27 protein-coding genes and 1 riboswitch are annotated in these 23823 nt (G+C 63.5%); of the genes, 16 read left to right on the top strand and 11 right to left on the bottom strand.

Features of this window, described 5'->3' with window-relative positions; genetic code table 11:
* From CXQ96_RS18675 to CXQ96_RS16970, 3 genes are all read left to right on the top strand, one after another.
* On the top strand, nucleotides 1–184 hold a 184-nt coding region (locus CXQ96_RS18675), incomplete at its 5' end, for a hypothetical protein (protein WP_104119183.1).
* 103 nt (nucleotides 185–287) lie between these two features.
* Nucleotides 288–698, top strand: a complete 411-nt coding sequence (locus tag CXQ96_RS16975; protein ID WP_104119182.1) for a hypothetical protein — start codon at nucleotides 288–290, stop codon at nucleotides 696–698.
* A 3-nt stretch (nucleotides 699–701) separates the two neighbouring features.
* A complete protein-coding gene (locus CXQ96_RS16970) occupies nucleotides 702–1382 on the top strand; it encodes an RES family NAD+ phosphorylase (RefSeq protein WP_104119181.1) in 681 nt (226 codons plus the stop codon).
* Between the two features lie 168 nt (nucleotides 1383–1550).
* On the opposite strand, the gene CXQ96_RS16965 is transcribed toward CXQ96_RS16970, so the two are convergent.
* The 5 genes from CXQ96_RS16965 to CXQ96_RS16945 form a co-directional block, all read right to left on the bottom strand.
* Nucleotides 1551–2183 carry an isoprenylcysteine carboxylmethyltransferase family protein gene (locus CXQ96_RS16965; RefSeq protein WP_104119180.1) on the bottom strand — a complete coding sequence of 211 codons (633 nt, stop codon included), beginning with the start codon at nucleotides 2181–2183 and terminating at the stop codon, nucleotides 1551–1553.
* Nucleotides 2184–2275: 92 nt separating this feature from the next.
* The gene (locus tag CXQ96_RS16960) at nucleotides 2276–2854 is read right to left on the bottom strand and encodes a vitamin K epoxide reductase family protein (RefSeq protein WP_196597339.1); all 579 of its coding nucleotides are present in this window, start codon (nucleotides 2852–2854) and stop codon (nucleotides 2276–2278) included.
* Nucleotides 2855–2948: 94 nt separating this feature from the next.
* Entirely contained in the window at nucleotides 2949–3656 is a 708-nt protein-coding gene (locus CXQ96_RS16955; protein WP_258059176.1) for a DsbA family protein, read from the bottom strand.
* A gap of 110 nt (nucleotides 3657–3766) precedes the next feature.
* A complete protein-coding gene (locus CXQ96_RS16950) occupies nucleotides 3767–4693 on the bottom strand; it encodes a cation transporter (RefSeq protein WP_104119177.1) in 927 nt (308 codons plus the stop codon).
* A complete protein-coding gene (locus CXQ96_RS16945) occupies nucleotides 4693–5037 on the bottom strand; it encodes a helix-turn-helix transcriptional regulator (RefSeq protein WP_104119176.1) in 345 nt (114 codons plus the stop codon). The genes CXQ96_RS16950 and CXQ96_RS16945 overlap by 1 nt, the downstream gene beginning before the upstream one ends.
* Before the next feature lie 212 nt (nucleotides 5038–5249).
* On the opposite strand from CXQ96_RS16945, the gene CXQ96_RS16940 reads away from it, so the two are divergent.
* From CXQ96_RS16940 to CXQ96_RS16910, 6 genes are all read left to right on the top strand, one after another.
* Nucleotides 5250–5936 (top strand): hypothetical protein, encoded by a 687-nt coding sequence (locus tag CXQ96_RS16940; RefSeq protein ID WP_146070928.1) that lies wholly within the window; start codon nucleotides 5250–5252, stop codon nucleotides 5934–5936.
* A 109-nt stretch (nucleotides 5937–6045) separates the two neighbouring features.
* The gene (locus CXQ96_RS16935) at nucleotides 6046–6861 is read left to right on the top strand and encodes a YcnI family protein (protein WP_104119174.1); all 816 of its coding nucleotides are present in this window, start codon (nucleotides 6046–6048) and stop codon (nucleotides 6859–6861) included.
* Between the two features lie 72 nt (nucleotides 6862–6933).
* A complete protein-coding gene (locus tag CXQ96_RS16930) occupies nucleotides 6934–7617 on the top strand; it encodes a copper resistance CopC family protein (RefSeq protein ID WP_104119173.1) in 684 nt (227 codons plus the stop codon).
* 186 nt (nucleotides 7618–7803) lie between these two features.
* Complete coding sequence (locus CXQ96_RS18195) at nucleotides 7804–8592, top strand: hypothetical protein (protein WP_133082952.1); 789 nt, start codon at nucleotides 7804–7806, stop codon at nucleotides 8590–8592.
* 49 nt (nucleotides 8593–8641) lie between these two features.
* Nucleotides 8642–9064 (top strand): helix-turn-helix transcriptional regulator, encoded by a 423-nt coding sequence (locus tag CXQ96_RS16915; RefSeq protein WP_104119170.1) that lies wholly within the window; start codon nucleotides 8642–8644, stop codon nucleotides 9062–9064.
* Between the two features lie 98 nt (nucleotides 9065–9162).
* A complete protein-coding gene (locus CXQ96_RS16910; protein WP_258059178.1) occupies nucleotides 9163–10041 on the top strand; it encodes a cation diffusion facilitator family transporter in 879 nt (292 codons plus the stop codon).
* 40 nt (nucleotides 10042–10081) lie between these two features.
* Here CXQ96_RS16910 and CXQ96_RS16905 read toward each other — a convergent pair whose 3' ends face one another.
* From CXQ96_RS16905 to CXQ96_RS16895, 3 genes are all read right to left on the bottom strand, one after another.
* On the bottom strand, nucleotides 10082–10786 hold the full coding sequence (locus tag CXQ96_RS16905) for a metal-dependent transcriptional regulator (protein ID WP_258059175.1): 705 nt from the start codon (nucleotides 10784–10786) through the stop codon (nucleotides 10082–10084).
* 207 nt (nucleotides 10787–10993) lie between these two features.
* Nucleotides 10994–12214, bottom strand: a complete 1221-nt coding sequence (locus tag CXQ96_RS16900; RefSeq protein ID WP_258059174.1) for an Nramp family divalent metal transporter — start codon at nucleotides 12212–12214, stop codon at nucleotides 10994–10996.
* 247 nt (nucleotides 12215–12461) lie between these two features.
* Nucleotides 12462–13166, bottom strand: coding sequence for a hypothetical protein (locus CXQ96_RS16895; RefSeq protein WP_133082951.1), 705 nt, complete (start codon nucleotides 13164–13166; stop codon nucleotides 12462–12464).
* 576 nt (nucleotides 13167–13742) lie between these two features.
* Between CXQ96_RS16895 and CXQ96_RS16890 the strand changes: the two genes are divergently transcribed.
* The 4 genes from CXQ96_RS16890 (at nucleotide 13743) to CXQ96_RS16875 (ending at nucleotide 17011) form a co-directional block, all read left to right on the top strand.
* Complete coding sequence (locus CXQ96_RS16890) at nucleotides 13743–14273, top strand: sigma-70 family RNA polymerase sigma factor (protein WP_104119166.1); 531 nt, start codon at nucleotides 13743–13745, stop codon at nucleotides 14271–14273.
* Between the two features lie 136 nt (nucleotides 14274–14409).
* Complete coding sequence (locus tag CXQ96_RS16885) at nucleotides 14410–15192, top strand: CHRD domain-containing protein (RefSeq protein ID WP_104119165.1); 783 nt, start codon at nucleotides 14410–14412, stop codon at nucleotides 15190–15192.
* Between the two features lie 40 nt (nucleotides 15193–15232).
* On the top strand, nucleotides 15233–15937 hold the full coding sequence (locus CXQ96_RS16880) for a class F sortase (protein ID WP_104119164.1): 705 nt from the start codon (nucleotides 15233–15235) through the stop codon (nucleotides 15935–15937).
* A gap of 321 nt (nucleotides 15938–16258) precedes the next feature.
* Nucleotides 16259–17011 carry a thioredoxin domain-containing protein gene (locus CXQ96_RS16875; RefSeq protein ID WP_146070927.1) on the top strand — a complete coding sequence of 251 codons (753 nt, stop codon included), beginning with the start codon at nucleotides 16259–16261 and terminating at the stop codon, nucleotides 17009–17011.
* 117 nt (nucleotides 17012–17128) lie between these two features.
* Here the strand turns inward: CXQ96_RS16875 and CXQ96_RS16870 are convergent, their stop codons facing one another.
* Both CXQ96_RS16870 and CXQ96_RS16865 read right to left on the bottom strand, forming a co-directional pair.
* Nucleotides 17129–18106 (bottom strand): cytochrome c oxidase assembly protein, encoded by a 978-nt coding sequence (locus tag CXQ96_RS16870; protein ID WP_104119162.1) that lies wholly within the window; start codon nucleotides 18104–18106, stop codon nucleotides 17129–17131.
* A 197-nt stretch (nucleotides 18107–18303) separates the two neighbouring features.
* The gene (locus CXQ96_RS16865) at nucleotides 18304–19206 is read right to left on the bottom strand and encodes a LysM peptidoglycan-binding domain-containing protein (protein WP_104119185.1); all 903 of its coding nucleotides are present in this window, start codon (nucleotides 19204–19206) and stop codon (nucleotides 18304–18306) included.
* Between the two features lie 2 nt (nucleotides 19207–19208).
* Nucleotides 19209–19466, bottom strand: a riboswitch (cyclic di-AMP (ydaO/yuaA leader).
* A gap of 396 nt (nucleotides 19467–19862) precedes the next feature.
* On the opposite strand from CXQ96_RS16865, the gene CXQ96_RS16860 reads away from it, so the two are divergent.
* Nucleotides 19863–20171 carry a metal-sensitive transcriptional regulator gene (locus CXQ96_RS16860; protein ID WP_258059177.1) on the top strand — a complete coding sequence of 103 codons (309 nt, stop codon included), beginning with the start codon at nucleotides 19863–19865 and terminating at the stop codon, nucleotides 20169–20171.
* 138 nt (nucleotides 20172–20309) lie between these two features.
* On the opposite strand, the gene CXQ96_RS16855 is transcribed toward CXQ96_RS16860, so the two are convergent.
* Nucleotides 20310–20717 (bottom strand): four-helix bundle copper-binding protein, encoded by a 408-nt coding sequence (locus tag CXQ96_RS16855; protein WP_104119160.1) that lies wholly within the window; start codon nucleotides 20715–20717, stop codon nucleotides 20310–20312.
* A gap of 308 nt (nucleotides 20718–21025) precedes the next feature.
* Here CXQ96_RS16855 and CXQ96_RS16850 point away from each other — a divergent pair, with 308 nt between their 5' ends.
* Together CXQ96_RS16850 and CXQ96_RS16845 are read left to right on the top strand one after the other, a co-directional pair.
* Entirely contained in the window at nucleotides 21026–21400 is a 375-nt protein-coding gene (locus CXQ96_RS16850; protein WP_104119159.1) for a heavy-metal-associated domain-containing protein, read from the top strand.
* A 200-nt stretch (nucleotides 21401–21600) separates the two neighbouring features.
* A complete protein-coding gene (locus tag CXQ96_RS16845) occupies nucleotides 21601–23745 on the top strand; it encodes a heavy metal translocating P-type ATPase (RefSeq protein WP_104119184.1) in 2145 nt (714 codons plus the stop codon).
* The last annotated feature ends 78 nt before the right edge of the window (nucleotides 23746–23823 follow it).

The following is a 23823-nucleotide window of genomic DNA, read 5'->3' as shown; positions in this document are numbered from 1 at the left end:
GATGATTGATGACCACGTGGCGGCGAGTTGCGGGCAGAGGACGGGCGATCATGCATCAGATGCAATAATCACCGTTCAAGTTGACATAATCGCGGTTATCGGCGAAACGGGAGCAGGCCTTGATGGCGCTGCCAACTACTTCGTGATCAAGGAGCACCTGTGTGCGTGCCTGGTCGTTCCATAGTCGTTCTATGGTCGGAACGTGTATTATTCGATGATCGTTTAGGTGTGTATATAAAGCACCCGCAGAAGCATTTACTACGACATCTCGCTATAGAAGGACCATCATGGGCGACGGAGTGACCACGAGGACAAGGCACGGGCGCGGCAGCGCGACCGGATCTACAGCGCATGAGTTCGAGACCGGATTCAACGACATGGTGTCGGTACTCAACGACAACCTGGGCCCAGGACTGACGCAGCTCATCGCGGGCAAGGACCGACAAACGGTGGCACGGTGGATGAGCGGCAAGCAGCTTCCCAAATCGCTCGAGGTCGAACGCCGCATCAGGGCCGCGTACCAGATCTTCATGTTCCTGGCTCATGACCCGCAGGCGCCCCAGTCCCCTCACACCGTGCGGGCCTGGTTCATGGGTATGAACGGGCAACTCGATGACATGTCCCCGGCAGAAGCAATTGCCGAAAACCGGACCCGCGAAGCAATGGCAGCAGCACGCGCGTACCGGGCCGGAGGATAGCGGGTGGATGGGGGCAGTTCGCTTGAACCTCGAACGGTAGAAATCCCTGACAGGGTCTGGCGGGTTGCTCTCATCCCCTCTGGACAGCGCTACTCCGCAATCGCTCCGGACGACGCTCTGCTGCCCGATGCCGGCAACCGCTTCGACGTTCCAGGCGGAGGTGTGCTGTATTGCGCGACGACTCCGCGCGGTTCCTACCTGGAAACCCTCGCAGGCAAGAGAGTGTCAGCGAAGATGGCGGCCCTCGTACGAGATGACCCCACGGGCTTCATGCCGCCCAACAGCATTCCAGCGTCCTGGCGGAACGAACGACGTTTATTCAAGATCGGCACCGCGAACCCCGCCTCATTCATCGACCTTGAGGACCTCGAGACCCGCCAGTACATTCTGGGGCAGATCGGAGAGCAGCTCGAACCGTTGGGCGTCGAAACCCTCGATGTCCCTGACGTGCGCGGCATGAACCGCCTGCTCACCCGTGAAATCGCCCGCTGGGCGTACTCCTCCCTCGATGAGGAGGGCCTGTACGAGTACTCGGGCATCAGGTACGTCTCGAAGCTGGACACCGAGGAATGCTGGGCGATTTTCTCCGGCACCGACACGTTCATCGATGAGCAGTCCTCAATCGAGAAGACCGACCCGGACCTGATCGAGGTCGCACGTCTGTTTGGTCTCACCATTCACTAGCCCCCCAGCACCGGCATCAATCCGTCGACTTTGAAGGGGTGGCGGTGGCAGGCCGAACGCCGCCGCCCGGTCCGTGTTCTTCTTCGATGGGCGCGGGACGGTGCTTGCCGAGACCTCGATAGGTCGGTGGCACGATGAACCCCCAGCAGCCCTTGTACCTCTGGTGGGTTAGCGCCGCGCGGTGTCCCTTACCTGTGAGCGGCCGATGCCAGGCAGGAAGCGGCCGACTCTCGCGGTGTAGTCAACGTAGGCGCGCCCGTGGGTGCGGTTCAGGTAGGGCTCTTCGACGAATCGGACCTGGATCTCCACCGCAATGAACAGGCAGACCAAGGCTGCTGCGCTGACCGCCGTAGGGACCATGAGCACGATTCCAGTCATGGCCATGAGCATGGCCGTAAAGATGGGGTTGCGGACCACGGCGAACAAGCCGGTGGTGACAAGGTTCGTGCGTTCGGTGGCGTCGACGCCGATGCGCCAGGACGCACCCATGCCGCTTTGCGCGGCTAGTGTGCCCAGGAAGCCAATGATCGCGATGCAGGTTCCGGCCCAGGCGAGGCCGGGCAGCCGGGGTGGTACGACGAGGCCGGCGAGGGCCAGAGCGGGACCGGCAGCACCAAGCATCATGGCTGCGACGAAGAGAACACCGCCCCACCACTCGACCGACCCGGGTTTCCCGCTGATGCCATGGAAACCGGCGGATCCGGTTTTCCGCCGGTGCAGCCAGGACCTGACGCCGAACGTGGTGATGACACCGACGGCATACAAGCCCAGGGCAACAAGCGATGCTGTCTGCACTGACACGGGGTGCCTCTATCCGACGACTACAGGGCGATTACAGGGTGATCACAGGGCCTGAAGCGTGTTTGAGGAACCGCATGGCCGCGGTAGGGGCTTCAGGTGAAGACGTGGAGGAAGCGGAAGAACACTGAGGCAGCGACGGCAATGTAAATGAGGACGATGATCGGTCCGACCCATGCTGCGAGCCATCGGGTGAGGCCAGCGGGTGCGGGGATGACGCCGTAAACCAGGTTGCGGACCGTGGTGAGGATGAACAGGGGAATCATGGCTGCCCAGACGATCATGCAGTAGAGGCAGAGGATGTAGATGTCGAACAGGGCTTGGCTCCACAACCAGGTCGCGAACACAGCTCCGAGGGTGACACCTGCCTGCAGGCCGGCCCAGTACCAGCGGTTGAACTGGGCGCTGGCGAGCAGGGCCATGCCGGTGGTGATGATGATCGTGAAGCCGACGAGACCGATGAAGGGGTTGGGGAAACCGAAGAGTTCGGACTGCCAGGTTTCCATGACCTGCCCGCAGGATACCCACGGGTTGATGTCGCAGCTGGTGACGTGGTCCGGATTCCGGTAGAGCTCGAGCTTTTCGAGAATCAGGATCCCGGCGGCCACCCAGCCGATGACGCCCGTGGCCACGAGCATGATCCCGAACGGAACCCTGCGTGCGAACCCGGGCATCGTGGACCCGTCATGCTGTGCAGGTTCCTGAATCGAGGAAACATCATTCGTGGTTGGGTGCGACATGGTGGGGGTCTTTCGCCGGAAGTCGTGATCAGTCCGCGATGGCGGTTTCAATGAGACTGCGGAATTCCTCAATCGTGGACGGCTGAATTTTCTCGCCATCAAGGAAGAACGTGGGGGTTCCCTCGACGTTCAGGGCCATGCCGTCGTTCTTATCGATGTTGACCCGCTCCATGGTTGCGGGATCGGCGATCGCCGCGTCATAGGCTGTCATGTCCAGACCCAAGGATGTGGCGTACTCGCGGAATACCGGCGCCCTGTTTTCCGAGGTGTGGCTCCACTCGGTTTGCTTCTCGTACATCAGAGCGTGCATGTCCTTGAACTTTCCCTGCTGCGCTGCGGCCTCGACGGCGGCGGCCGCAGTTTCTGAGTTCGGGTGCCCAGGCAGCGGGAAGTAGCGGGAGACGACGGTCAGGTTCTCCCCGTATTCCTCGGAGAGGTCTTCGACAACCGGGTACGCGGCGAGGCACGCTTCGCATTCGAAGTCGAGGAATTCGACCAGGACGGCTTTCTCGTCCGGTGCCTGGGACAGGCGGTGGCTGTCCTCGCGAACAATGTCAGCCGCGGAGCTGGGTGTGCCGGCGGCCTGGCCCTTGTCTTCACCGAGCGCGTTGAAGAGGATCACCAAACCGATGACGAGAGCGACAGCGGCGAGCAGGCCGATCATAATCCGGTTCTGCAGGCTCAGGCTCTTCTTCGCGTTAGGGGTGGTGGTTGGAGCGGGGGCGGGGGTCGGCACGGTGGTGTCTCCTCGTCATGGAACTGCGTCGTCGTGCTCGTTCCCCGCCGAGTGCAGGGAACTAGTGGTGCATCAGGTGGATCTGGGTTGAGTCGGCTTACTTGGGCGTTCTAGTCGTGTGCGCAGCAGGCACAGGACGCCTCGGCGGGCGTCGATGTCGCGTCTGCTACCGGACCTGCTGTGGTGCTTGCTGCACCACCCGGTCCTTTTGGTTGGGCCGTCAACGTCAAGGGCGTACTTCCCGCAGGAGTGCTCACTGAAGCGGGTGACGTTATGGCAGCGGTTGAGCGTGTCGGTGTGCCGGGGCTGCAGCACGAGTCCGCACCGCCGGCAGGCGTGCTCTCACAGGTGTCAACGCTTCCGTCGACGTCGAGGTTTCCAAAGGTCGGGGCGCAGCAGGAGTCACCCTTCCATGCCTCACGGCCTTCCTTGATCGCGACGGCGGCGATGATTAGGGCGGCGATCGGGTCAGCCCAGGACCAGCCGAGCATGCTGTTCAGCAGCAAGCCCACCAGCAAAACCGCCGACAGGTATGTGCACAGCAGTGTCTGCTTGGAGTCTGCAACAGCGGAACGCGACCCCAGTTCACGGCCGGCCCGGCGCTGAGCCCAGGACAGGAACGGCATGACCGCTAGGCTTACGGCGGCGAGGACGATGCCCACCAGCGAGTGCTGGGGCTCGGACGCGCCGAGCAGGGTACGGACGGCATCGAAGGTCACGAACGCTGCAAGGCCAAAGAACGAGAACGCGATCAGGCGCAAAGCGGTCTTCTCACGGGCTTCCGGGTCGCGACCAGCGAACTGCCACGCGACGGCCGCGGCGGAGAGGACCTCGACGATCGAGTCCAGCCCAAAGCCGATCAAGGCACTCGAGGACGCTACCGTGCCGGCACTGATCGCGATGACCGCTTCGATCACGTTGTAGGTAATCGTCGCTGCAACAAAGAGCCGGATCCGCCGGGACAGGATCGCACGCCGCTCCACAGCGGGGGCCGAATGTGCTGACTGCACGGACGCTGCTGACGTGTGGGTACTCATTAGCAGCAGACCTTCCCGTCGACGTGGTTCGCTGTGGTGGTGCAGCAGCATTCGACATCCGCCACGGCGACGACGTCCAGAAGAGCATTCAACGCCACACCTAGCTTCTGATCGGCCAGCTCGTACCGGACCCGACGACCTTCAGGAACAGCGACAACCAGCCCGCAGCCCCGCAGGCAGGTCAGATGATTCGACAGGCTCTGTCTGCTCACTCCGGCCAACTCGGCTAGGTCACTGGGGTACGCCGGCCCCTCCCTCAGGGTAAGGAGAACCTGCGCCCTGGTCGGATCCGATAGGGCGTACCCGAACTTCGCGAGCACGGCTGGCTGCAGTAAAGTCTTCACACCCTAATAATACACTGTCCTGTGTATTGATGAAGGGTGGGGCTGGTATGGGTCGGGTAGGCAGGCCGCCCCGATGCACAAGCAAATTAGTGCGCCTCGGTGCCGGGGTACAGAACAGGACGGAACCGGAATTGGATGCGCCGTCGAGCGGGCGGTCCACACTGCGTTCCGGCACGAAGAGACTGCATCGGCCCGTCAAGGCGGTGGCGGTAATGTCAGCAGGGCAAGCACGGGTGATGGCGACGGGAAAGGACGGCGGCATGCAGGTTACTGCTCCAGCGCGCCTTGTCCGGTCGATCATCGTGACGTCCTGCATGATGTCCCTCGCGCTCGGCGCGCATGTGATGGGTGGAAGCTCCCTTCCCACGTGGCCCCTGCTCATCGGGCTGGCAATGCTCGCCCTGATGCCAATTGCTTTCCTAGCCGGACGACGGCTCTCTCTTCCCATCCTGAGCGGCCTGCTCGTAGGCGGCCAAGTCCTTCTGCACCATGTTTTCGAGATGCTCTCCAGTCCTGCAGCCTGCACACCTCAGGGCATGCATGGTGCGGTGGCGGATCACCCGGCCGTCGGAATGCAGTGCCCTCCCACCGGGTCCGCGTCCGCGCATCTTGTCCCGCACCTGGTCGACAGCGGCGCGGCGCCGATCATGGTGATCGGACACCTGCTGGCCGTCGTGGTGATGGTGTGGATCCTCTCCCGCGGTGAGGACGCTTTCTGGTCACTCCTTGCCTGGCTGCGCCCCCTGATCGGACTGCCCTCACCGATACTGGTGACTGGCCGGCTACAGCTGCCTCAATACGCCGACCGACCCGTCGCTCCCCCTGCCCGACGCAATGTGCCTGCCGATGTGCGACGAGGCCCTCCTGAATCCATGCACCCGACAATGGCGCTCAGCTGATCCTTCGTACACGCATGTGATGGGTCGGACGCCTGCGCGGCCCCTTCAAACCATCACTGTCAGCGCCCGCGACCCACCTGTCGCAGAGGCCCACGAAAGGCACACCCGAATGCTTGCTGCACACACCACTTCCCTGCCCGTCGGCCCGTCATCCGACGGCGCCGCTCCTGCCCGTACTGCCCGCCGGACTGTACGCGGTATCGCCGCCTTCGCTGCCGCGTCGGGCCTGCTGCTCGCCGGTGCCAGCGCCGCGTCCGCCCATGTAAGCGTCGAGCCTGCCTCGACCACGGAAGGCGGTTACTCCCAGTTGACGTTCAGCGTCCCCAGTGAATCGACCGACACCACCACGAACAAGATCGAGGTCGCACTTCCCACTGAAACACCGTTTACTTCCGTGAGGGTGAAGCCCGTCGAGGGATGGACCTCCGAGGTGGTTCGGGGCGACCTGCCCGAACCGGTCGAAGTTGACGGGGCGACGCTGACCGAGGCGCCGCTGACCGTAATCTGGACGGCCAACGACGAGGAACACCAACTCAACGCCCAGCAGTACCAGACGTTCTCGCTCTCTGTGGGGACACTGCCGGAAGCCGGCACCACCGTCGAACTTCCCGTCACGCAGTCCTACGCGGATGGGACCGTCCGTGCTTGGGACGAACCGGCCATCGAGGGCGAGGAGGAACCAGAAAATCCGGCTCCCTCTTTCGTTACGACGTCATCCGACGGCACGGACTCCCACGGAGCGGCCAGCACCGAAGCGACCGACGAAGCTGCAGCGGGCACCAGCGAGGTCGACACCGAACAGGCCTCCACCACGACCGACACCTCGGGCACCACACTCGGTTGGATCGGTCTGGCTACCGGTGTTCTAGGGCTCCTGGTTGGCGCGCTGGCACTGGCCCGTACCCGCGGTCAGCGCCAGAACTAACGACGCGAACCACCAGGGTGGGGTGCCGCTCCCCACATCACCCCACCCTGGTGTCGCCTGAAAGGAACAGTTATGACAGCACAGGCACGCACCACCCCTTTCCCCTTTGTCTCCGCCCTCACCTCGAGGTCCCGCTTCACCTCTGAGTTCCACTCCACATGTCAGCGTCCGCGGAGGCTTTTCGCACAGATAGCAGCCCTGATTGTGGCCTCTGCCCTGCTGCTGCTGGGGCCGGTCGGTGCGGCGACCGCACACGATGAGCTTGCCGACAGTTCCCCCGCAGCCGACGCGACCGTTGACGTGGCTCCCGCTGAAGTCGTTCTCACCTTCACCAACCCGCCCTCCGGTATCGGAGCGGACATCATCGTCTCCGACAGCACGGGCACTATCTGGTCAGAAGGCTCCACCCGGGTGGTGAACAATACGGCAATTCAGGCCCTGAAATCAGGTGCGCCGGCCGGCACCTACACAGCGCAATGGCGGGTAGTCTCCTCCGACGACCACCCTATCGAAGGGACCTACTCCTTCACGAGCACTACCGCCCAAACAAGGTCCGCAGGCAGTGCCGATTCTCCAACGGGACAGCCAAGCACCCCGAGCACAGAAACCGAAGAAGCCGCGTCCGCGCCACCGGCGGCCAATGACCCTGCCAGCTCCACCGGGCTGCCGGATTTCGTCATCTACCTGGCCATCGGCGGCGTCATCCTCGGAGTCGTTTTGGCGCTCATCACACGTCGCCTTCTGAACAAACAGTAGAACGTCCGCTCCTCCGATCACTGGTGCCTGCTCCCCTGGTTCACCGCCTACTTCGCCCATACATTCCCGGGTGAAAACACGGGGAGCAGGCTTCTCCGACTGAGACAGCTTTCGGAACACATGCGCCCGGACTATCGGTGCCCAGCAGTTCCCCACCCATATCACTGCCTAAAGGTCATTCGCCCCGTGAACATCGAACTACTCTTCACCCAAGCCGACCCTGAGATGGTTGAACTCCGGCAACGGACCGAACGATCCCTGGCGAACCTCGCGCCCTATGCCAATATCACCCTTGTACGAACAAGTGCCCGGAAAGGCCCATCCCGACTTGTACCCGAGCACCTGCCGGCACTGCTCATCGATAACACGGCCGTTCCGGCTGATCCCCCAGATGCGCCTGATTACACCACCCCGGCCACCACCGCCCCGACTGGTATGACAAGCTCGCCTGTCCGCAGCTCATCCATCCCCGAGCATCCGATCCCCAGCCAGCGGCAAATCACCGCACATCTCGCCCAGGCACTGCTCACCGCCGGGCCGGGAGCAATCAGGCTGCCCCTGGTACACCGCAGGATCGTGGCCATCGCGCTGCTGCTCATGCTCGCGGGCGCATTGTCCTCACAGTTCCTAGCGATCGGTCCGGTGCTCACCTTCACCGGGCTGCTTCTGCTGCCCGTCGGATTAGCGACCAATGGCACGCGGTCCCGCCGACAACCACTCATGCTCTTAGCGGCCATGGCCGTGTCTGCCAGCGCTGTCCTGCTCCTGGCCTACTTCGGGCCGCTACTCTTCAGCGGCACAGACTCTGCAGAGCCTCCCGCCTCCGGCCTCTTCTACGCCGTGCTGATATGCCTATGTCTGGCCTGGGCGTCCGCCCTCACCGCGCTTCTGGCACGCCGGCGTCTACGACAGCAGCTCAAAAATCGACTGCTGCGGCAAGTAACCGACCAATCCAAAACCACACCGGAAGAGTGATGCGGCACCCGACCTTGCTATCATCGTCGCTTAACGATATAAACGGTATATGGCGATGAACTATGATCTGCACCAGCACGAGGATGTAGCCCGTATCTTCCGGGCACTGTCCGAGCCTTCCCGGCTGACGCTCATCCACTGCCTTGCCGACGGGCCTCACCGGGTCGGTGAACTCTCGGCGCACCTCGGCCTGGCGCAATCGACGGTCTCGGCGCATTTGGCGCTACTTAGAGATGCTGGGCTGGTTGCGGCGACCCCTGACGGGCGAGCGACCGTGTACCGGCTGGCCAATCCCGGCCTCGATGATCTTCTGCACGCCGGTGAACGTCTCGTCACCCCGGGCACTCAGGACCTCCCCCATCAGAGCCACCACGACGACGACAATCCGCTGGTAACTGCTGTGGACACGGTGTCTACGGGGCGCCCTCGCACAGGAGGAGCTGTTCTCCCGAATCCCGTGGTGCCGGCATGAGCGCCGGGCATGGTGCTCACTCCGGACATGCCGGCCATGATGACCGCGGTGCTGGCGGGAGTGACGGTAAGAGTGGCGGGCGTGGGCATTCCCATGGGCTGACAGCGGGAGGAGCTCATCGGGGCCGGCTCGTCGCTGCCTTGGCTATCACGCTCTCGGTCATGCTGATCGAGGTGGTGGGCGCTGTCGTGTCCGGGTCTTTGGCCCTGTTGGCCGATGCCGGGCACATGCTCAGTGACTCCTTCGGCCTGGCTATCGCCATTTTCGCGACCTGGCTTGCGGCCCGCCCGGCGACGGAACGACGGACCTTCGGGTGGAAGCGGGTGGAAGTCCTCGCGGCCCTTGTCAACGGCCTCATCGTCGGCGTCATCGGCGTACTGATGCTCATTGAAGGCACGAAGCGTTTTCTGGCGCCCGTGGAGGTCGACGCCCCCGTCATGTTGATCGCGGCGGCGCTGGGATTGATTGCGAACTTCTTCGCCCTGCGGTTGCTCATGGGAGGGCAGAAGGAAAGCCTCAACGTCCGTGGCGCTTACCTCGAGGTCCTGGGCGACATGCTCGGATCCATTGCTGTCATCGTCGCGGCCCTCGTCATCGGGCTCACCGGGTTCGCACGCGCCGACGGCCTGGCAAGTATCGCCATCGGCATCCTGATTCTTCCCCGCGCCTACAGCCTGCTCAAGGCTGTAGTCCTGGTGCTCCTGGAGGCGACACCGGAGGAGACGGATCTCGCCGAGGTGCGCCGACACATGGAGGAAGTACCCGGCGTCGTCCTGGTGGATGACCTGCATGCCTGGACGATCACCTCAGGCCTGCCAGCACTAACTGCCCACGTGCAGATCGACACTGAAGCGTTTACCAGCGGCCGCGCCGAACGGATTCTCGCCGAGCTCAACGCCTGCATCAGCGAACACTTCGACATCCGGCACTCCACCCTGCAACTCGAACCAGCCACAGGCCGCCACGACCACTGCTAGGCACACTGCAGGACGCGTGCTCCTTTAACGAAGGCCGCATTTAACGGAGGGCCGCATCCGAGGGTTGTTGAACCCAGATCCGCTGCGCGTCCGGGATGCTCAGACGCACCGCAGGACCCGTGCCGGACGATTCGGCTGAAATGGTCAGGTCATCCTCGCTCCGCTCATGCACGGTGATGGTGCTGCCGGGGCGGATGTCGTTTACGGCCAGAAGCCGCAGCAATTCCGGTTTCCTGTCGTCAATACGCAGCACGGTGCCCTGCCGGGCGGGTCTGAGATCTTCGAGCAGGATGAACGCGGACACCGGTACCGTGCCGGAGGCGTCAGGGATGGGGTCTCCGTGAGGATCATGACTGGGATGACCCAGACGTTCATCGATCGCCTCGAGAAGGCGGTCGGAGACGGAATGCTCAAGGAGCTCGGCTTCATCATGAACCTCGTCCCAGGCGTAACCGAGATCGCGGACAAGCCAGGTCTCGATAAGCCGATGCCGCCGCACCACAGCAATCGCGCGGGCGGCCCCTTCCTCTGTGAGCTTCAGAGGCCCGTACGGAACATGATCAACCAACCCAAGAGCAGCGAGCTTCTTCACCATGCCGGTTACCGACGCCGGAGCGACCGCCAGCTTCGACGCCAACACCGAAGGGGTGATGGGCTCGTCCTGCCACTCCGTGTGCTGATAAATAGTCTTGAGGTAGTCCTCGACCGCCGCGTTGGGCAGGGTTCCTTGCCGCTGTGTCGTCATTATCAAACAGGTTCCATGTCGTGAGCTGTCGGGGGACTCGGGCGAACTGCCAGTGGACAGTGGTTGGCCGATCCTTGGGCTGCAGATGAGAGCCTGCCGCCGCACGCAACAGGCTACAGGGATGCATCCGGCCGGCTTGACCGTGGTCCGGAGCCGCGAGGCGTCCGGACGGCCAGTTCATCATCAGGTGCCGATCTCGCAGCGGGATCATCCGCTGCCGGTGAAGACCAGGTAAAGCAGGGTCAGATTCAGTGTCACCAGTAGGGCTGCGACAACAACGCCGACCAGGGTCGTCCACCACCTGTTCTGGTGATCTCCCATCACGTCGGAGCGCGTACCGAGGTAGACCAGGGGAATCAAAGCGAAAGAGATGCCGAAGGAGAGCACAACCTGACTGAGGATCAGCGCCTGCGTGGGATCGACCCCGAAGGCAAGAATTAACAGCGCCGGAATGAGGGTAATGATGCGCCGCGTGGCCAAAGGAATCCTCACCCGCAGCAGGCCGTGCATGATCTCGGCTCCCGCGTACGCGCCGACGGAGCTCGATGCCAAACCCGACGCGAGCAACCCGATCGCAAAAAGCGTCGCGATGACAGGGCCGAGGACCTCGGCTATCGCCCCGTGAGCGCCCTCCAGCGTGCCCGTGTCGTCCCGGCCCTGCAGGGACGTCGCAGCCAGGAGCAAGATGGCGAGGTTGACCGCGCCCGCAATGGTCAAGGCGATGGTGACATCCCAGCGGGTGGCACTCAGCAACCGTGGCACCGCTGCCTGAGGGCGCCGTGGAAAACGGTCGCGTGCCAACGCTGAATGCGCGTAGATCGCATGCGGCATGATGGTCGCACCGAGGATCGACGCGGCCAGGAGGACGGACTGGCTGCCGTCAAAGGCCGGCAGCAGACCTGCTGCGACATCGGTCGGTTCCGGCGGGCTGAGGAACACTCCCGCCGAGAAACCGATCACGACAATGAACATCATCGAGATGATGAGCCGTTCAAAGATCCGTTCACGGCCGTGGCCGTGAAGCTGCAGGACGGCCAGGGACACTGCCCCGGTGATCAGCCCGCCAACGACCAGGGGGAGGTCGAACAGGATGTTCAGGGCGATCGCCCCGCCGAGGATCTCGGCGATGTCCGTTGCCATGGCGACCAGCTCGGCCTGCAACCAGAATCCGCGTCGCGCCCAGCGTGAGCCGATCCGCTCCCCCAGTATTTCCGGGAGGCTCTTGCCGGTGACGATGCCGAGCTTCGCGGAAAGGTACTGCACCAGCCAGGCCATGACATTTCCGAGGACGACCACCCAGACCAGCAGAAAACCGTAGATCGCCCCGGCAGTCATGTTGCTCGCGACGTTTCCTGGATCGAGGTAGGCAACACCCGCTACCAGGGCGGGCCCCAGCAGCCATATCGTCCTGCCTCCGCTAAGGGGCACCTCTGGCGAAAGTCCAGCCTTGAAAAATTCGGGAGGGGTCGGTGCGGAACTCTGACGGAACATGACCTGACCCTAACATTTTTAGTCGTGCCTAAAAAGGTCGGCCGAAGGGCAAAAATGTTTCCACTGCAGGTACTCGTGGTTGCTTCGCTTCCGTTCTCTCAGAGAGGTCTTAGTGTCTTCTACAGAACACTCCACTGTCCCTGGAGGGAGGATGTTCTCCCTTGGTAGAGGGAAGGGCTCTTGGTTAGGAGCAGGTGGTCTTGTCGATCGTGATATTCAGGTCATGGGGCACGGAGAATTCTCGGCCTGGTGATGAGAATCCGACGACGACATCGTCAGCTGTGCCGCGCTGTGCGTTGTCTTCAAGTGCCACAGACACCACGATGTTGATGTGCTTGTCCGGTTCGAATTGGTACCCGACTGCCGGTACTGGTTCCACCGTGAACGTACTTGGTTCGGAGGCGGTGGGAGTGGGCGCCGGGGTGCCATGGGCCGCTGGCGCGTGCTCGCTTGGCCCGGCAGCGGGCGCACCGTGATTTCCATGACCCTCGCGGTTAGCCGGGCTAATCATGGCGCTGACCTGTGTCAGCCCCTGAGCATCGCCGAGGCTGATGTCGTCAAAGGTGAAGGTCTCGAGCGTGGGATTGTGCAGCATGATCGTGTATCGGAGGAAGCTGTCCTTCGGTTGCACACCGCATAATGTGGCGCCGTCCACCCCGATGTTCAGCGGGTCGTCGCCGAGATCCTCGGTAATGAAGGATGCGGCAGCTTCCCCTGCAGGATCGCTCGGTGTGCCTTCCGTGCCGGAGGCATCAGCGACCTCCTGATCCTCTGACTGATCACTGTTGACGTTCAGGGGATTTTGTTCCACGGCACCGCACCCGGTGAGTCCGGCAGTCAGGACGAGCCCTGCGGCGAGCCAGCGCAAACGCGTGTGGTGTGCTTCCATGATGCGTCACATGCCTTGAGGGGTAGCCGGGGCCCATGGTGGTGTCATGGGCGCTTTCTCGTGTGATTCGGAGCACTTCAGCTGGTGGTTTGGTCTGACTCGTGACTGTGACGGTCGGCAGTTCTTTAAGGATTGTCGACAAGACAAGGCAGCGAGGTCATTGGTGCAAAAGAAGCGCCGGACGTCGGTGGCGGAGGAGGCCGCGTACCGTCGTCCGGCGCCATAGATTGTGTGTTTTGCACGCAATCCACATCACTCGCACATGAGGATGATGCTGACAGTACAGCCTTTTTCTAGGTGGGGGCTGTGAATCCCCGCACCTCCCGACCTCGACGGTAATCTCCCACTAATCCGTGGATATGTGAGCTGCCGAGGTCAGGCAGTGCTCGCCATGCACGGGCCCATACTCAGCGAAACGGGCGGTCAGTTGAGCGGGTCACGATCGGTCCATCAAGAATACTGAAAAAGCACACCCGCGACAGGAGGCAAACCATCAGCTCGAGCGCCCGTGACGCCCGTGACGCCCGTGATCCCAGCGACGCCGGTGATGTGGCTTCGTCCTCGTTTCGCCGACGAATGGGCGAGCTGCTCATCAAGATTGCAGAACGCGATGAGGTCGCCTTCGCGGACCTTCTGACGTTCATGGGGCCCAGGGTGTATACCCTGTGCACCCGGATGGTGCTCGATGAGCAGGTCGGTCTCGAGATCATTCAGGACGTCTTCCTCGAGGTCTGGCAGAAGGCACACACCTATGATGCTGCGCTGGGGAACGCGGATACCTGGGTCACGATGATCGCGGTCCATCGTGCGACGGACCGCTTCCGGTCCGAAGACCGGGCCAAGAGGCACGAAGCTGATTACCTCACCCGCATGTACACGAGGGACTACGACCACACCTCGGAAACAGCCCTCGACCTGGTCGAGCAACAGTGGATCCGAGCATCGCTGAAGTACCTTTCCCCCGTCCAGGCCCGTGCGGTCACCCTGGCGTTCTATGACGGACTGACCTACGAACAGGTTGCGGCCCACCTCGGCATCCCCCTACCCACGGTGAAAAGTCGGATCAGGGACGCCCTCATCCGGCTTCGCAAAGCCCCTGCGCGGTAGGTACTCCCTCCTCTGCTTCCGGAGGCATTCAAAAAATGATTAGCCATCACACCAATCCAAGGACTTAAGTGCCTCGAATCACAGCTAGACGTGCCCGCATGGGTACGCGCTCACCGCACAGTGAAGGATTCATCTCATGAATAAGAAAATGCGGCTTCTCGCAGTACCGACCCTCGCTCTTGGCGTCGTCGCCATGGCCGGGGCCCCAGCCATGGCCGCCCACGCGTCGGGCTCCTACTCCTCCACCCTCGGCCAGCTCAACGGCACCACGGGCACCGGAACCGTCACCGTTGACGTCGAAGGCACCACGGCCACCGTGAACCTGCAGGTCAACGGTCTCGCCGAGACCTTCATGGACGGCCCCTACCCCCACGTCCAGCACATCCACGGCCTGGCCCTGGGCACCTGCCCGACCGATGCCGATGACGCCAACAGCGACGGCATCGTCAGCGTCACCGAAGGTGCCGGCAAGTACGGTGGAATCCAGTCCACGCTGACCACCAGCGGCGCCACCGGACCCGAGGAGGGCCTGAACCTTGCCCTCGGCGGCCAGGGCGGAACCTACAACATCTCGCGCTCCTTCGAGATCAACCAGGGCACCCAGGACGCCCTCGACGCCGGCAACGCCGTCGTCGTCGTCCACGGCCTGGATCCCGCCACTGCAGGCGTCTCCGAGGAAGTCTTCAACTCCCCGAGCGACCTCGACCCCAAGCTTCCCCTCGGCGCCACCTCGCCGGCCCTGTGTGGAAACCTCGCAGCAACCCAGATGGGCGCCATGCCTTCCGGTGGCGCTGACACCGGTGTCGCACAGGAGACCGGCAGTAACGTGGGCATGCTCGCCCTCGGTGGCGGCCTCGTCCTCGCCGTTGCAGCCGGCGGAACCTACGTCGTTCGTCGTCGCGTAGCCGACCAGGCGTAATCCACCAAGCAGAACGAACTGATCGGACAGCATTCACACCATGATTAGTTCACCCAGCGACCGCCGCAGAAACGTTCTCGTTTCTGCGGCGGTCGCCGCTTTAATACTGACCGGATGCGGGAACAGCACCGCCTCCGACGGATCTCCTGCCGCGCCGCCCACAGCCACGGCAACCTCCTCCGCCGCTGGGCCCGCCCCGTCTGCAGCACCTAGCACCGCACCCTCTGCAACGGCCACGCCGGCAGAGGTCGCACCTACCACCGCCGCCCCGGTCCCAGCGCAACCGCCGGTTCTACCAGCGTCCGCTCCCACCTCCTTCTCGATCCCGGCTATCGGCGCCGGATCTGACCTCCTCGCGTTAGGGCTGCGGGACAACGGCTCCCTCGAGGTGCCGCCGGACGGTCCCGGCGCGCCCGCCAGCTGGTACAACCAATCCCCCACCCCAGGAGAACGCGGACCGGCCGTCCTGCTCGGACACGTCAATGCCACCGATGGAGGACCTGGTGTATTCGCGGACCTGCGCGCCCTCAAACCCGGTGACATCATCGAGATCGCCAGAGAAGACGGCACGACGGCGCGCTTCGCCGTCGATCGCGGAGAGCAATACCCCAAGGACAACTTCCCGACCCTCAAGGTCTACGGAAACACCGAGGGCTCAGAACTCCGTCTGATCACATGCGATGGCTACGACCCTGACACCGGAGAATTCGACGACAACTACGTCGTCTACGCCAAACGCGTCTGACAAAAAGCAGTCTTGGACGAGGCGGTCGTGCGATGAAGCACCGCTCGTTACTCGCCGCTCGTCCCCGCTGTATGCACCTTGCCTGCACCGCCCGCGCCCTAACCGCTTGTCGTACCGGCTGGCCACGGTGAATACGGCCGTAGCTCGGGCGCTGCCACGACCGGAGAACGATTCGAGCGGGATAGTTCACGGTACGATGTATTTGATGTGCCGCGGTGGCACCATCTCGGGCGGCACGTTCCGACAGACGACCCATCCGGCGCCAGCGAACAGGAACATCTGTTCAAAACCGTCGGACGTGACAGGATCGGCACCTTTTTCATGAACCCCTGGTTTGCAGCCATGATCCCCCTGGCCATCATCGTGGTGCTGGGTTCCATTGCCTTCCTCGTCGGTTTCAAGGGGTACCTGTCGGACGATCGCGACGAGATTGACCGGAACCCTATGCCGTCGTCCACACCAGCGAAGAGTGGCCCCGGCCCCCGGGCAGCGCCCAACACGAGCTCGACCGAACGAGCGACACAACTTAATACCTTGCGGGGGACTGTCGTCGCCAGCGACCGATTGTTGTCGCGTGCTTCCCACGAACGGGCTGTCCTGGTGCAATTCATCGACCTGTACGCGCCGGGCACCATCTCCATCCAAGAGTTCCTCTCCAACCTTCGGGCGGACTACTCCCGGCGCGTCACCTTCGTCGCACGCCACCTGCCCACAAGTGACCAGGCGCACCTGGGTGCCACAGCCCTGGAAGCCGCCGACCGTCAGGGCTGCTTCCTTCCCTTCCTGGAAGCCATCACGCTGGGCCCGGACGCCCAGGAACTCCCCCGCCTGCATAGCAGCGTCACCATGGACACCTACCTGGGCGTTGCTCGTGAGCTCGGACTCGACAGCGGACGGTTCGAAGCTGATATGCGGAGCTCCGATGTGCAGTCACTCATCGAGGCTGACCGGGTCGAAGCCGCAGGCGTCGGCGTGACCCGTGCCCCCGCGCTGATCCTCCTCGATGACCAGAACCACAGCGCTTTGACGTCACTGGATGACTTCCGTGAAGCGGTTCGACTCGCCGCAAGCTAGCGATCCCGGGCGCTTACCTCGAATCACCGCGTACTGAACTCGAGGGTCAGACGAGCTGGAGAGCACTAAACGTCGAGGATGCTGCGTCAGGCGTACTGCTCGCGGGTCGACGTCTGGTTATCGTTGCCGATCCTGGCGTTCGGAGCGTTGCCTGAGCTGCTCGAGGTAGGCGTTGTATGCGTCGAGCTCCGGGGTTCCCTCCCTATTGTGCTTCCGCTCGGTGGCGCGCGAGGTCACTGTTTCGTCGCGTTGCCAGCGCACCATGATAATCAGCAGCATCAGCACCGAGGGCAGTTCCCCGTAGGACCAGGCCAGGCCGCCGGCGATGCCCTGGTCGGTCAGCGGATCGACGTCCCACCCCGCGGGGAGCGTGCCGAAGAAGTCGACGACAGGGGTGGTCGCCATCATCAGGACGACGCCGAAGAACGCATGCAGCGGCATTTCGGCGAAGATGTCGAGGAACCGGCCGAAGTGGGACTGCTTCACCGGCAGCGGGTCCGTCGATAGCACGGGGACGGTGAAGAGCACCCCGGAAATCAGGAACAGCAGTTCCAGGGTGATGTGCCCGTACCAGGACGGCAGCATGGCGTCGGCGATACCGCTGAGGTAGACACCATAGAAGCTGACCAGGAACACCGGGATCATGAACGCCGGATGGAGGGAAATCCGGGCAGATCTCGAGCGCAGTCCTGCGTGGGCGAGCCGGAGGATCGGGCGCCCGAGTCCACGATGAGGGGTTGCGCGCAGCAACAGGGTGCCGGGTCTCCCGAGGACCAAAAGCGGGGGAACGGCCATCATGAGGGTCAGCTGCTGGAACATGAAGACGGAGAACATGCGCAGCCCGTAGCCTTCGACGCCTGCCCCCATCGTAATCATGATGATGATGCAGCCCGCCAGGAAGATCGCTGTCCGCCACAGAGGCCAGGAACGCCCCATCGACCACAGTCGGATCGCGCCGGCCAGATACAGCACACCGAGGACCAGGGCGATTCCGGGAATCAGCGGAATGGGTTGCAGTGTCGGCGCCAGGTAGGTCTCCCACGACGGCGGGGCCTCCGGTATCCAGACTGGTCCACTAACCCACGGATCATTCACTGATGCACAACCATCCCAACGTCACGGTCTTACTACGGCCTAGTCCATCAATGTTTAGGGACTGTGCCCGGCGGTCGACTTCCACAGCAGCCCCTGAAAGCAAAGACATGCGGGCAATGAAATAGCGGTGAGCGCCCCCGTCCAGGGCACTCACCGCTATCTCAGCTTGAGGGCAACCACTTCACCAGAGGGTGAAGTTAGCCTGCGACACGCACGAAGGACGAACCAGCAAGATCCGACAGCGGGTGCTCCATCGTGGCGTTGATGCCGTTCATTCCGCTGCTGATGACCTTGCCGCCACCGACATAGATGGCGATGTGGCCGGGGCGGATCACGAGGTCACCCGGTGCCGGGGTCGCAACGACGGTTCCGAACTGGAAGAACTGCATGGGGCCGAGGTCACCGACATTCTTACCGATCGAGCGCAGGGCCCGCTCGACGAGGATGGTGCAGTCTTGGGTTGCGCCGATCTGTGCGTAGGCGGAGGCGACGAGGGCTGCGCCGACGCCGCTGGCGGGGACCGCAGGAGCTGCGGGGGCTGCCGGGGCGATCGGGGCGATGGTGGCCGAGGCCAGCTGGATGCCGGCCGGTGCGGCTGCGGGTGCCACTGCGGCAGCTGCGGGGGCGGGTGCTGCGTAGAAGACCTGGCTGGCAGGTGCTGCTGCGGGGACAGCTGCGGGGCTGACGGCGGCGCTGGCGCTTCCGGTGAGGTTGATCTGCTGCCCGGGGTAGATGATCGATGCGTAGGACAGGCCATTCTGGGCCAGGAGCGTGTTCAGGTTCAGGCTGTGCTTGGCAGCGATGGCGCCGAGGGTGTCGCCAGCGACGACGGTGTGGACTCCGGCTGCTGCAGCAGGAGCTGCAACAGCTGCGGGGGCGACGGATGCCTGGGCGACGGTGCCGGTGGTGGCTTCCTGGGTGTAGGTGCCAGCCTGTGCGGGGGCGCCGACGGCGAAGACGAGACCGCCGGTTGCTGCTGCGATGATGGCGGGCTTACCGAGTGCGACGGCGCCGGTCTTCGCGGAGTACGACAGGCCCTCGAGGGCGACGGAGTGGGTGACGGCGGCGCGGTGGCGCGCCGGAATGGACGTACGTGACATGGTGATTGCCTCTCCCATGCCTGCGGGGTGAGCTGTCGGGTTCGGATGGGAGTGCACCCGGCCGTCGTTCAATCCTGCGCATTCCTGCAGTCGCGGACGCAACGTACAGGTCGTGCCTAGGTTGTCGGATCGACTTAACCCCGAGGGTCACCGCATAGATACATACGGTAGCCCGGTGGAAACGTGGTTCCCCCGTCCCTGCCTACTGGGTGGTACGAACGGTTCCCGGATGCAGCGGCAGGGCTCGGCATTCTGCGCGGGAGTATGGTCTCGGCGGAATGCCGGGAACATTCGACGATAATACCCCAGGGTGGTATCAAAGTCACGTTCAGGTAACGCCGCGCGGCGTGTCTTCACAACACGCCGTAAACCGAATACCTAATGGTTACCAAGGTCAACAAAGCACCGCTAATACGCTGCCAACATAAGGACAGGGGCCTAACGACCAGCGATACTGGAAGCTGCTGCGCGATGGGCACAGCAGGGGAAGGCACCAACGATCTCGGCCGGCACCACCGGATCACATCGATTGGTGGTGAAAGGGAATGACCGTGAGCTCCGCAACCGGAACGCATGCCAGCACTGCAACATCTCACGAAACGGACTCCTCGACAGCCGGTGAGCCCACAGGACCCGGTGCGGGCCAGAGTCAAGAAATTACTGCTCACACAGTTCACGGATACGCAGCGGATAAGGATGCCTACCTGCGACGCCTGAAGCGCATCGAGGGCCAGGTGCGCGGTATCGCCCGCATGGTTGACGAGGACAAGTACTGCATCGACATCCTCACCCAGGTCGCCGCGGTCAACAGCGCAATGCACGCCGTCAGCCTCGGATTGCTCGAGAGCCACCTGCAGCACTGCGTCGTCGACGCAGCACACGAAGCCGCGACAAGCGGGTCCTCCGACGTCGTTGACGCCAAGGTCAAGGAAGCAACCCAGGCGATCAGCAGGCTGCTGCGCTAAACCCGGGCCTCCTCACCGAGCGCTCAACATGAGCGCCGAGAACGAGTGCCGGACGTGATGGGGCGAGGGTCTCCGAAGACGGTTCTTTGGCGGCTGCCCCTTGGAGGCTTGAGCGCGGGCAGCCGCCGGTGACCGAGCTCAGCTGAGAGAAGCGGCGAGTTCACGGCAGGCCGTCTCGCAGCGGCGGCATGCTTCAGCGCAGATCCTGCAGTGCTCGTGCATCTGCGCGTGCTGCTCACATTCATCGGCACACGCTTTACAGGCGACCTCGCAAGCCAACAGGACAGCTCGGGTGATGTTCGCGTCATAGCCGGTATGCCGGGAGAGTATCCGGCCGGTCGTGGTGCAGATGTCTGCGCAGTCAGCGTTCGTGCGGATGCACTTGGTGAGTTCGGCAACCATGTCTTCGCTCAGACACGCGTCCCCGCATGCGGTGCAGGTCTGTGCACACTCGAAACAAGTCGCGATGCATTCGGCCAGCTTCTCGCGGTCGAGTCCACCAAGATCCTTCGGGTATGTCTCGAGCATGGAGGTGATGTGAGTCATTGTTCCGCTCCTTTTCCGTCGGTCTACTAGAGGTCCACTGGAGATCGAGGCATCCGGGACCGGCGCCCCGCGTGTCACGCTAGCCTCCGCTCACGATGACCGGCCATGAATTCGTCGATGTGAGAGCGGTGGAGAATCCCCCTTGACATATACCCCCTGGGGGTATAATTTCGTTGCTGTCGGGTCCTCCTGTGAGATGCCCGGCATGACAGCCGGAACTGGTGTGGTGTTGGGGCGGGCTTACTGATCGTGACCTCCTGCAGCGCTTCGGTTCCCCTCGCGTATTCACATGTTCCTTGGAGGTTCCCATGTGCGGCACATCTGCTACGTGGACCACTTCGTCCACCAATTCGTCGACTGTTTCGTCCACCGTTTTGCTTCCTGTTACGGAGAAGAGCTCTTCCGGGTGTTCCTGCTGCGCCCCTCAGGAAGCTGCAGCGCCGGCGGCTCCGGTCACGTCCGACGAGGTGTCCGCGGCGTTCCCGGTTCTCGGTTTGACGTGCGGCTCCTGCGCGTCCAGGGTCAGCGGGGCCGTCGGGAAGATTGCCGGGGTCCGTGAGGCACGGGTCGATCTCGTTGCCGGCGGCACTTCCACCCTGCATGTCACCAGCGCCACACCCCGGGACGCTGGGCTTGTCGCCTCGGCAATCAGCGATGCCGGATATCAGCTGGCGTCCAGCTAGGCCTTGCAGCGCTTGATGTAGGAGCGCTGCAGGGACCAGAACATACCTGCTATCAGGTGCCCTGGAAGGGCTTGATCATGCCGAATAACGCACACCACCACAATCATCACCAGGGATTCCCCGGTCCCACTGCCGGTCCCACCGTCGCAGAGGCTGCGGCCAATGGTAGCGACGATGCCCATACCACCCACGGCCAGGCCATGCCCCAGGCAGACGCCCACTCCGCTCTCGCCGAAACACATCACCCCACCCGTCACACGGGTCAGACCGGTCATACCGGTCATGCGGAACACTCCGGTCGCTCGGGTGGGGCCGCGGATGAGGATCATCAGGTCCATTCGCATGGGGAGCATGCCGGGCATTCCACGGCGATGTTCAAGAACAAGTTCTGGCTCAGCCTGGTCCTCGCGATTCCCGTGGTGGCGTTCAGCCCCATGTTCACGATGCTCTTCGGATATATGCCACCGGAGTTCCCGGGCTCGAGGTGGGTCGCCCCGATCCTGGGGACGGTCATCTTCGTGTACGGCGGGGCCCCGTTCCTCAAAGGCGGGGTGACGGAGCTGAGGTCCCGGCAGCCGGGCATGATGCTGCTGATTGCGATGGCGATCAGCGTCGCGTTCATCGCCTCCTGGGTCACCACGCTGCGGATCGGTGAGTTCGACCTGGACTTCTGGTGGGAGCTGGCCCTGCTGGTGGTGATCATGCTGCTCGGGCACTGGATGGAAATGCGGGCCCTCGGCTCCGCGGCCGGGGCATTGGACGCCCTGGTCGCACTGCTGCCAGACGAGGCCGATAGGGTCACCGGAACGGGTGTTGAGACCGTGCCGGTGAGCTCGCTGGTTACCGGGGACGTCGTCCTCGTGCGTTCCGGCGCCAGAGTGCCCGCCGACGGGCAGATCATCGACGGGGTCGCGGAGTTCGACGAGGCGATGATCACCGGGGAGTCCCGCACGGTGTCCCGCACGATCGGTGAGACAGTCGTCGCCGGGACCGTGGCCACCGACAACGCAGTCCGGGTGCAAGTTACGGCCGTCGGCGCAGATACAACCCTCGCTGGGATCCAGCGACTGGTCGCCGAAGCACAAGCCTCCTCCTCGAGGGCTCAGGCCCTCGCCGATAGGGCCGCGGCCCTGCTGTTCTACTTCGCCCTCGGCGCCGGCATCCTGACCTTCATCGCCTGGACGCTCCTCGGCAGCCCGGACGATGCGGTGATCCGCACCGTCACGGTCCTCGTCATCGCCTGCCCCCACGCCCTGGGATTGGCCATCCCCCTGGTCATCGCGATCTCCACCGAACGGGCAGCGAAAGCCGGAGTGCTGATCAAGAACCGGATCGCCCTGGAACGCATGCGCACCGTCGACGTCGTCCTCTTCGACAAGACCGGCACCCTCACCGAAGGCAAGCACGCAGTCACCGCAACAACTACCATCACCGGTGTCAGCGAAGCCGAACTCCTGGCTCTGGCTGCTGCAGCCGAAGCCGATAGTGAGCACCCCGTCGCCCGAGCCATCGTCACCGCCGCACGAACCAACCCCGCGGCGACGAGCCTCTCCTACACGGGAACCGGATTCAGCTCCATGACCGGACGCGGTGTCCGGGCAACCGTCAACGGCCACGAGGTCGCAGTCGGCGGGCCGAACATGCTCGCCGAACTCGGACTCGCTACCCCTTCCGACATTGCTGGCACGGTGCAGGAATGGGTGGGCCGTGGTGCGTCCGTGCTGCACGTCATCCGTGACGAGCAGGTAATCGGCGCAGTCCGGCTCGAGGACAAGGTGCGGGAGGAATCCCGGGCAGCCGTGAAGGCCCTGCAGGCCCGCGGGGTGAAGGTCGCGATGATCACCGGAGATGCACGCCAGGTCGCCGACGTCGTCGGTAGGGAGCTCGGCATCGACGAGGTGTTCGCCGACGTCCTGCCACAGGACAAGGACTCCAAAGTCACCGAACTGCAATCCCGCGGCCTGAAAGTCGCGATGGTCGGTGACGGCGTAAACGACGCCCCGGCCCTGGCCCGCGCCGAGGTCGGCATCGCCATCGGCGCCGGCACCGACGTTGCCATGGAATCGGCCGGTGTCGTCCTCGCCGGGAATGACCCGCGATCGGTGCTGGCGTTGATCGATTTGTCCCGGGCGAGCTACCGCAAGATGATTCAGAACCTGATTTGGGCCACCGGGTACAACGTGCTGGCCGTGCCACTGGCTGCAGGGGTGCTGGCGTTCGCGGGGATCCTGCTCTCCCCTGCCGCCGGGGCGGTCCTGATGAGCGTGTCCACGATCGTCGTCGCCCTGAACGCCCAAATCCTACGCCGGATTGACCTCAGCCCGGAACGGATCAACACCGACTAGGTGTACCCGGCCATGAGGTTGGTGGCGTTTCCGGTCTTGTGAAAGGGGAGAACCTCCGGGCTTAGTGGAGATGTCTGA

The organism is Arthrobacter sp. B1805, assembly GCF_002929745.1.
In the GTDB taxonomy this organism is placed as follows: Bacteria; Actinomycetota; Actinomycetes; order Actinomycetales; family Micrococcaceae; genus Arthrobacter_D.
Note: the sequence above shows the minus strand (reverse complement) of the source record. Positions and strands in the feature narration are given on the sequence as shown.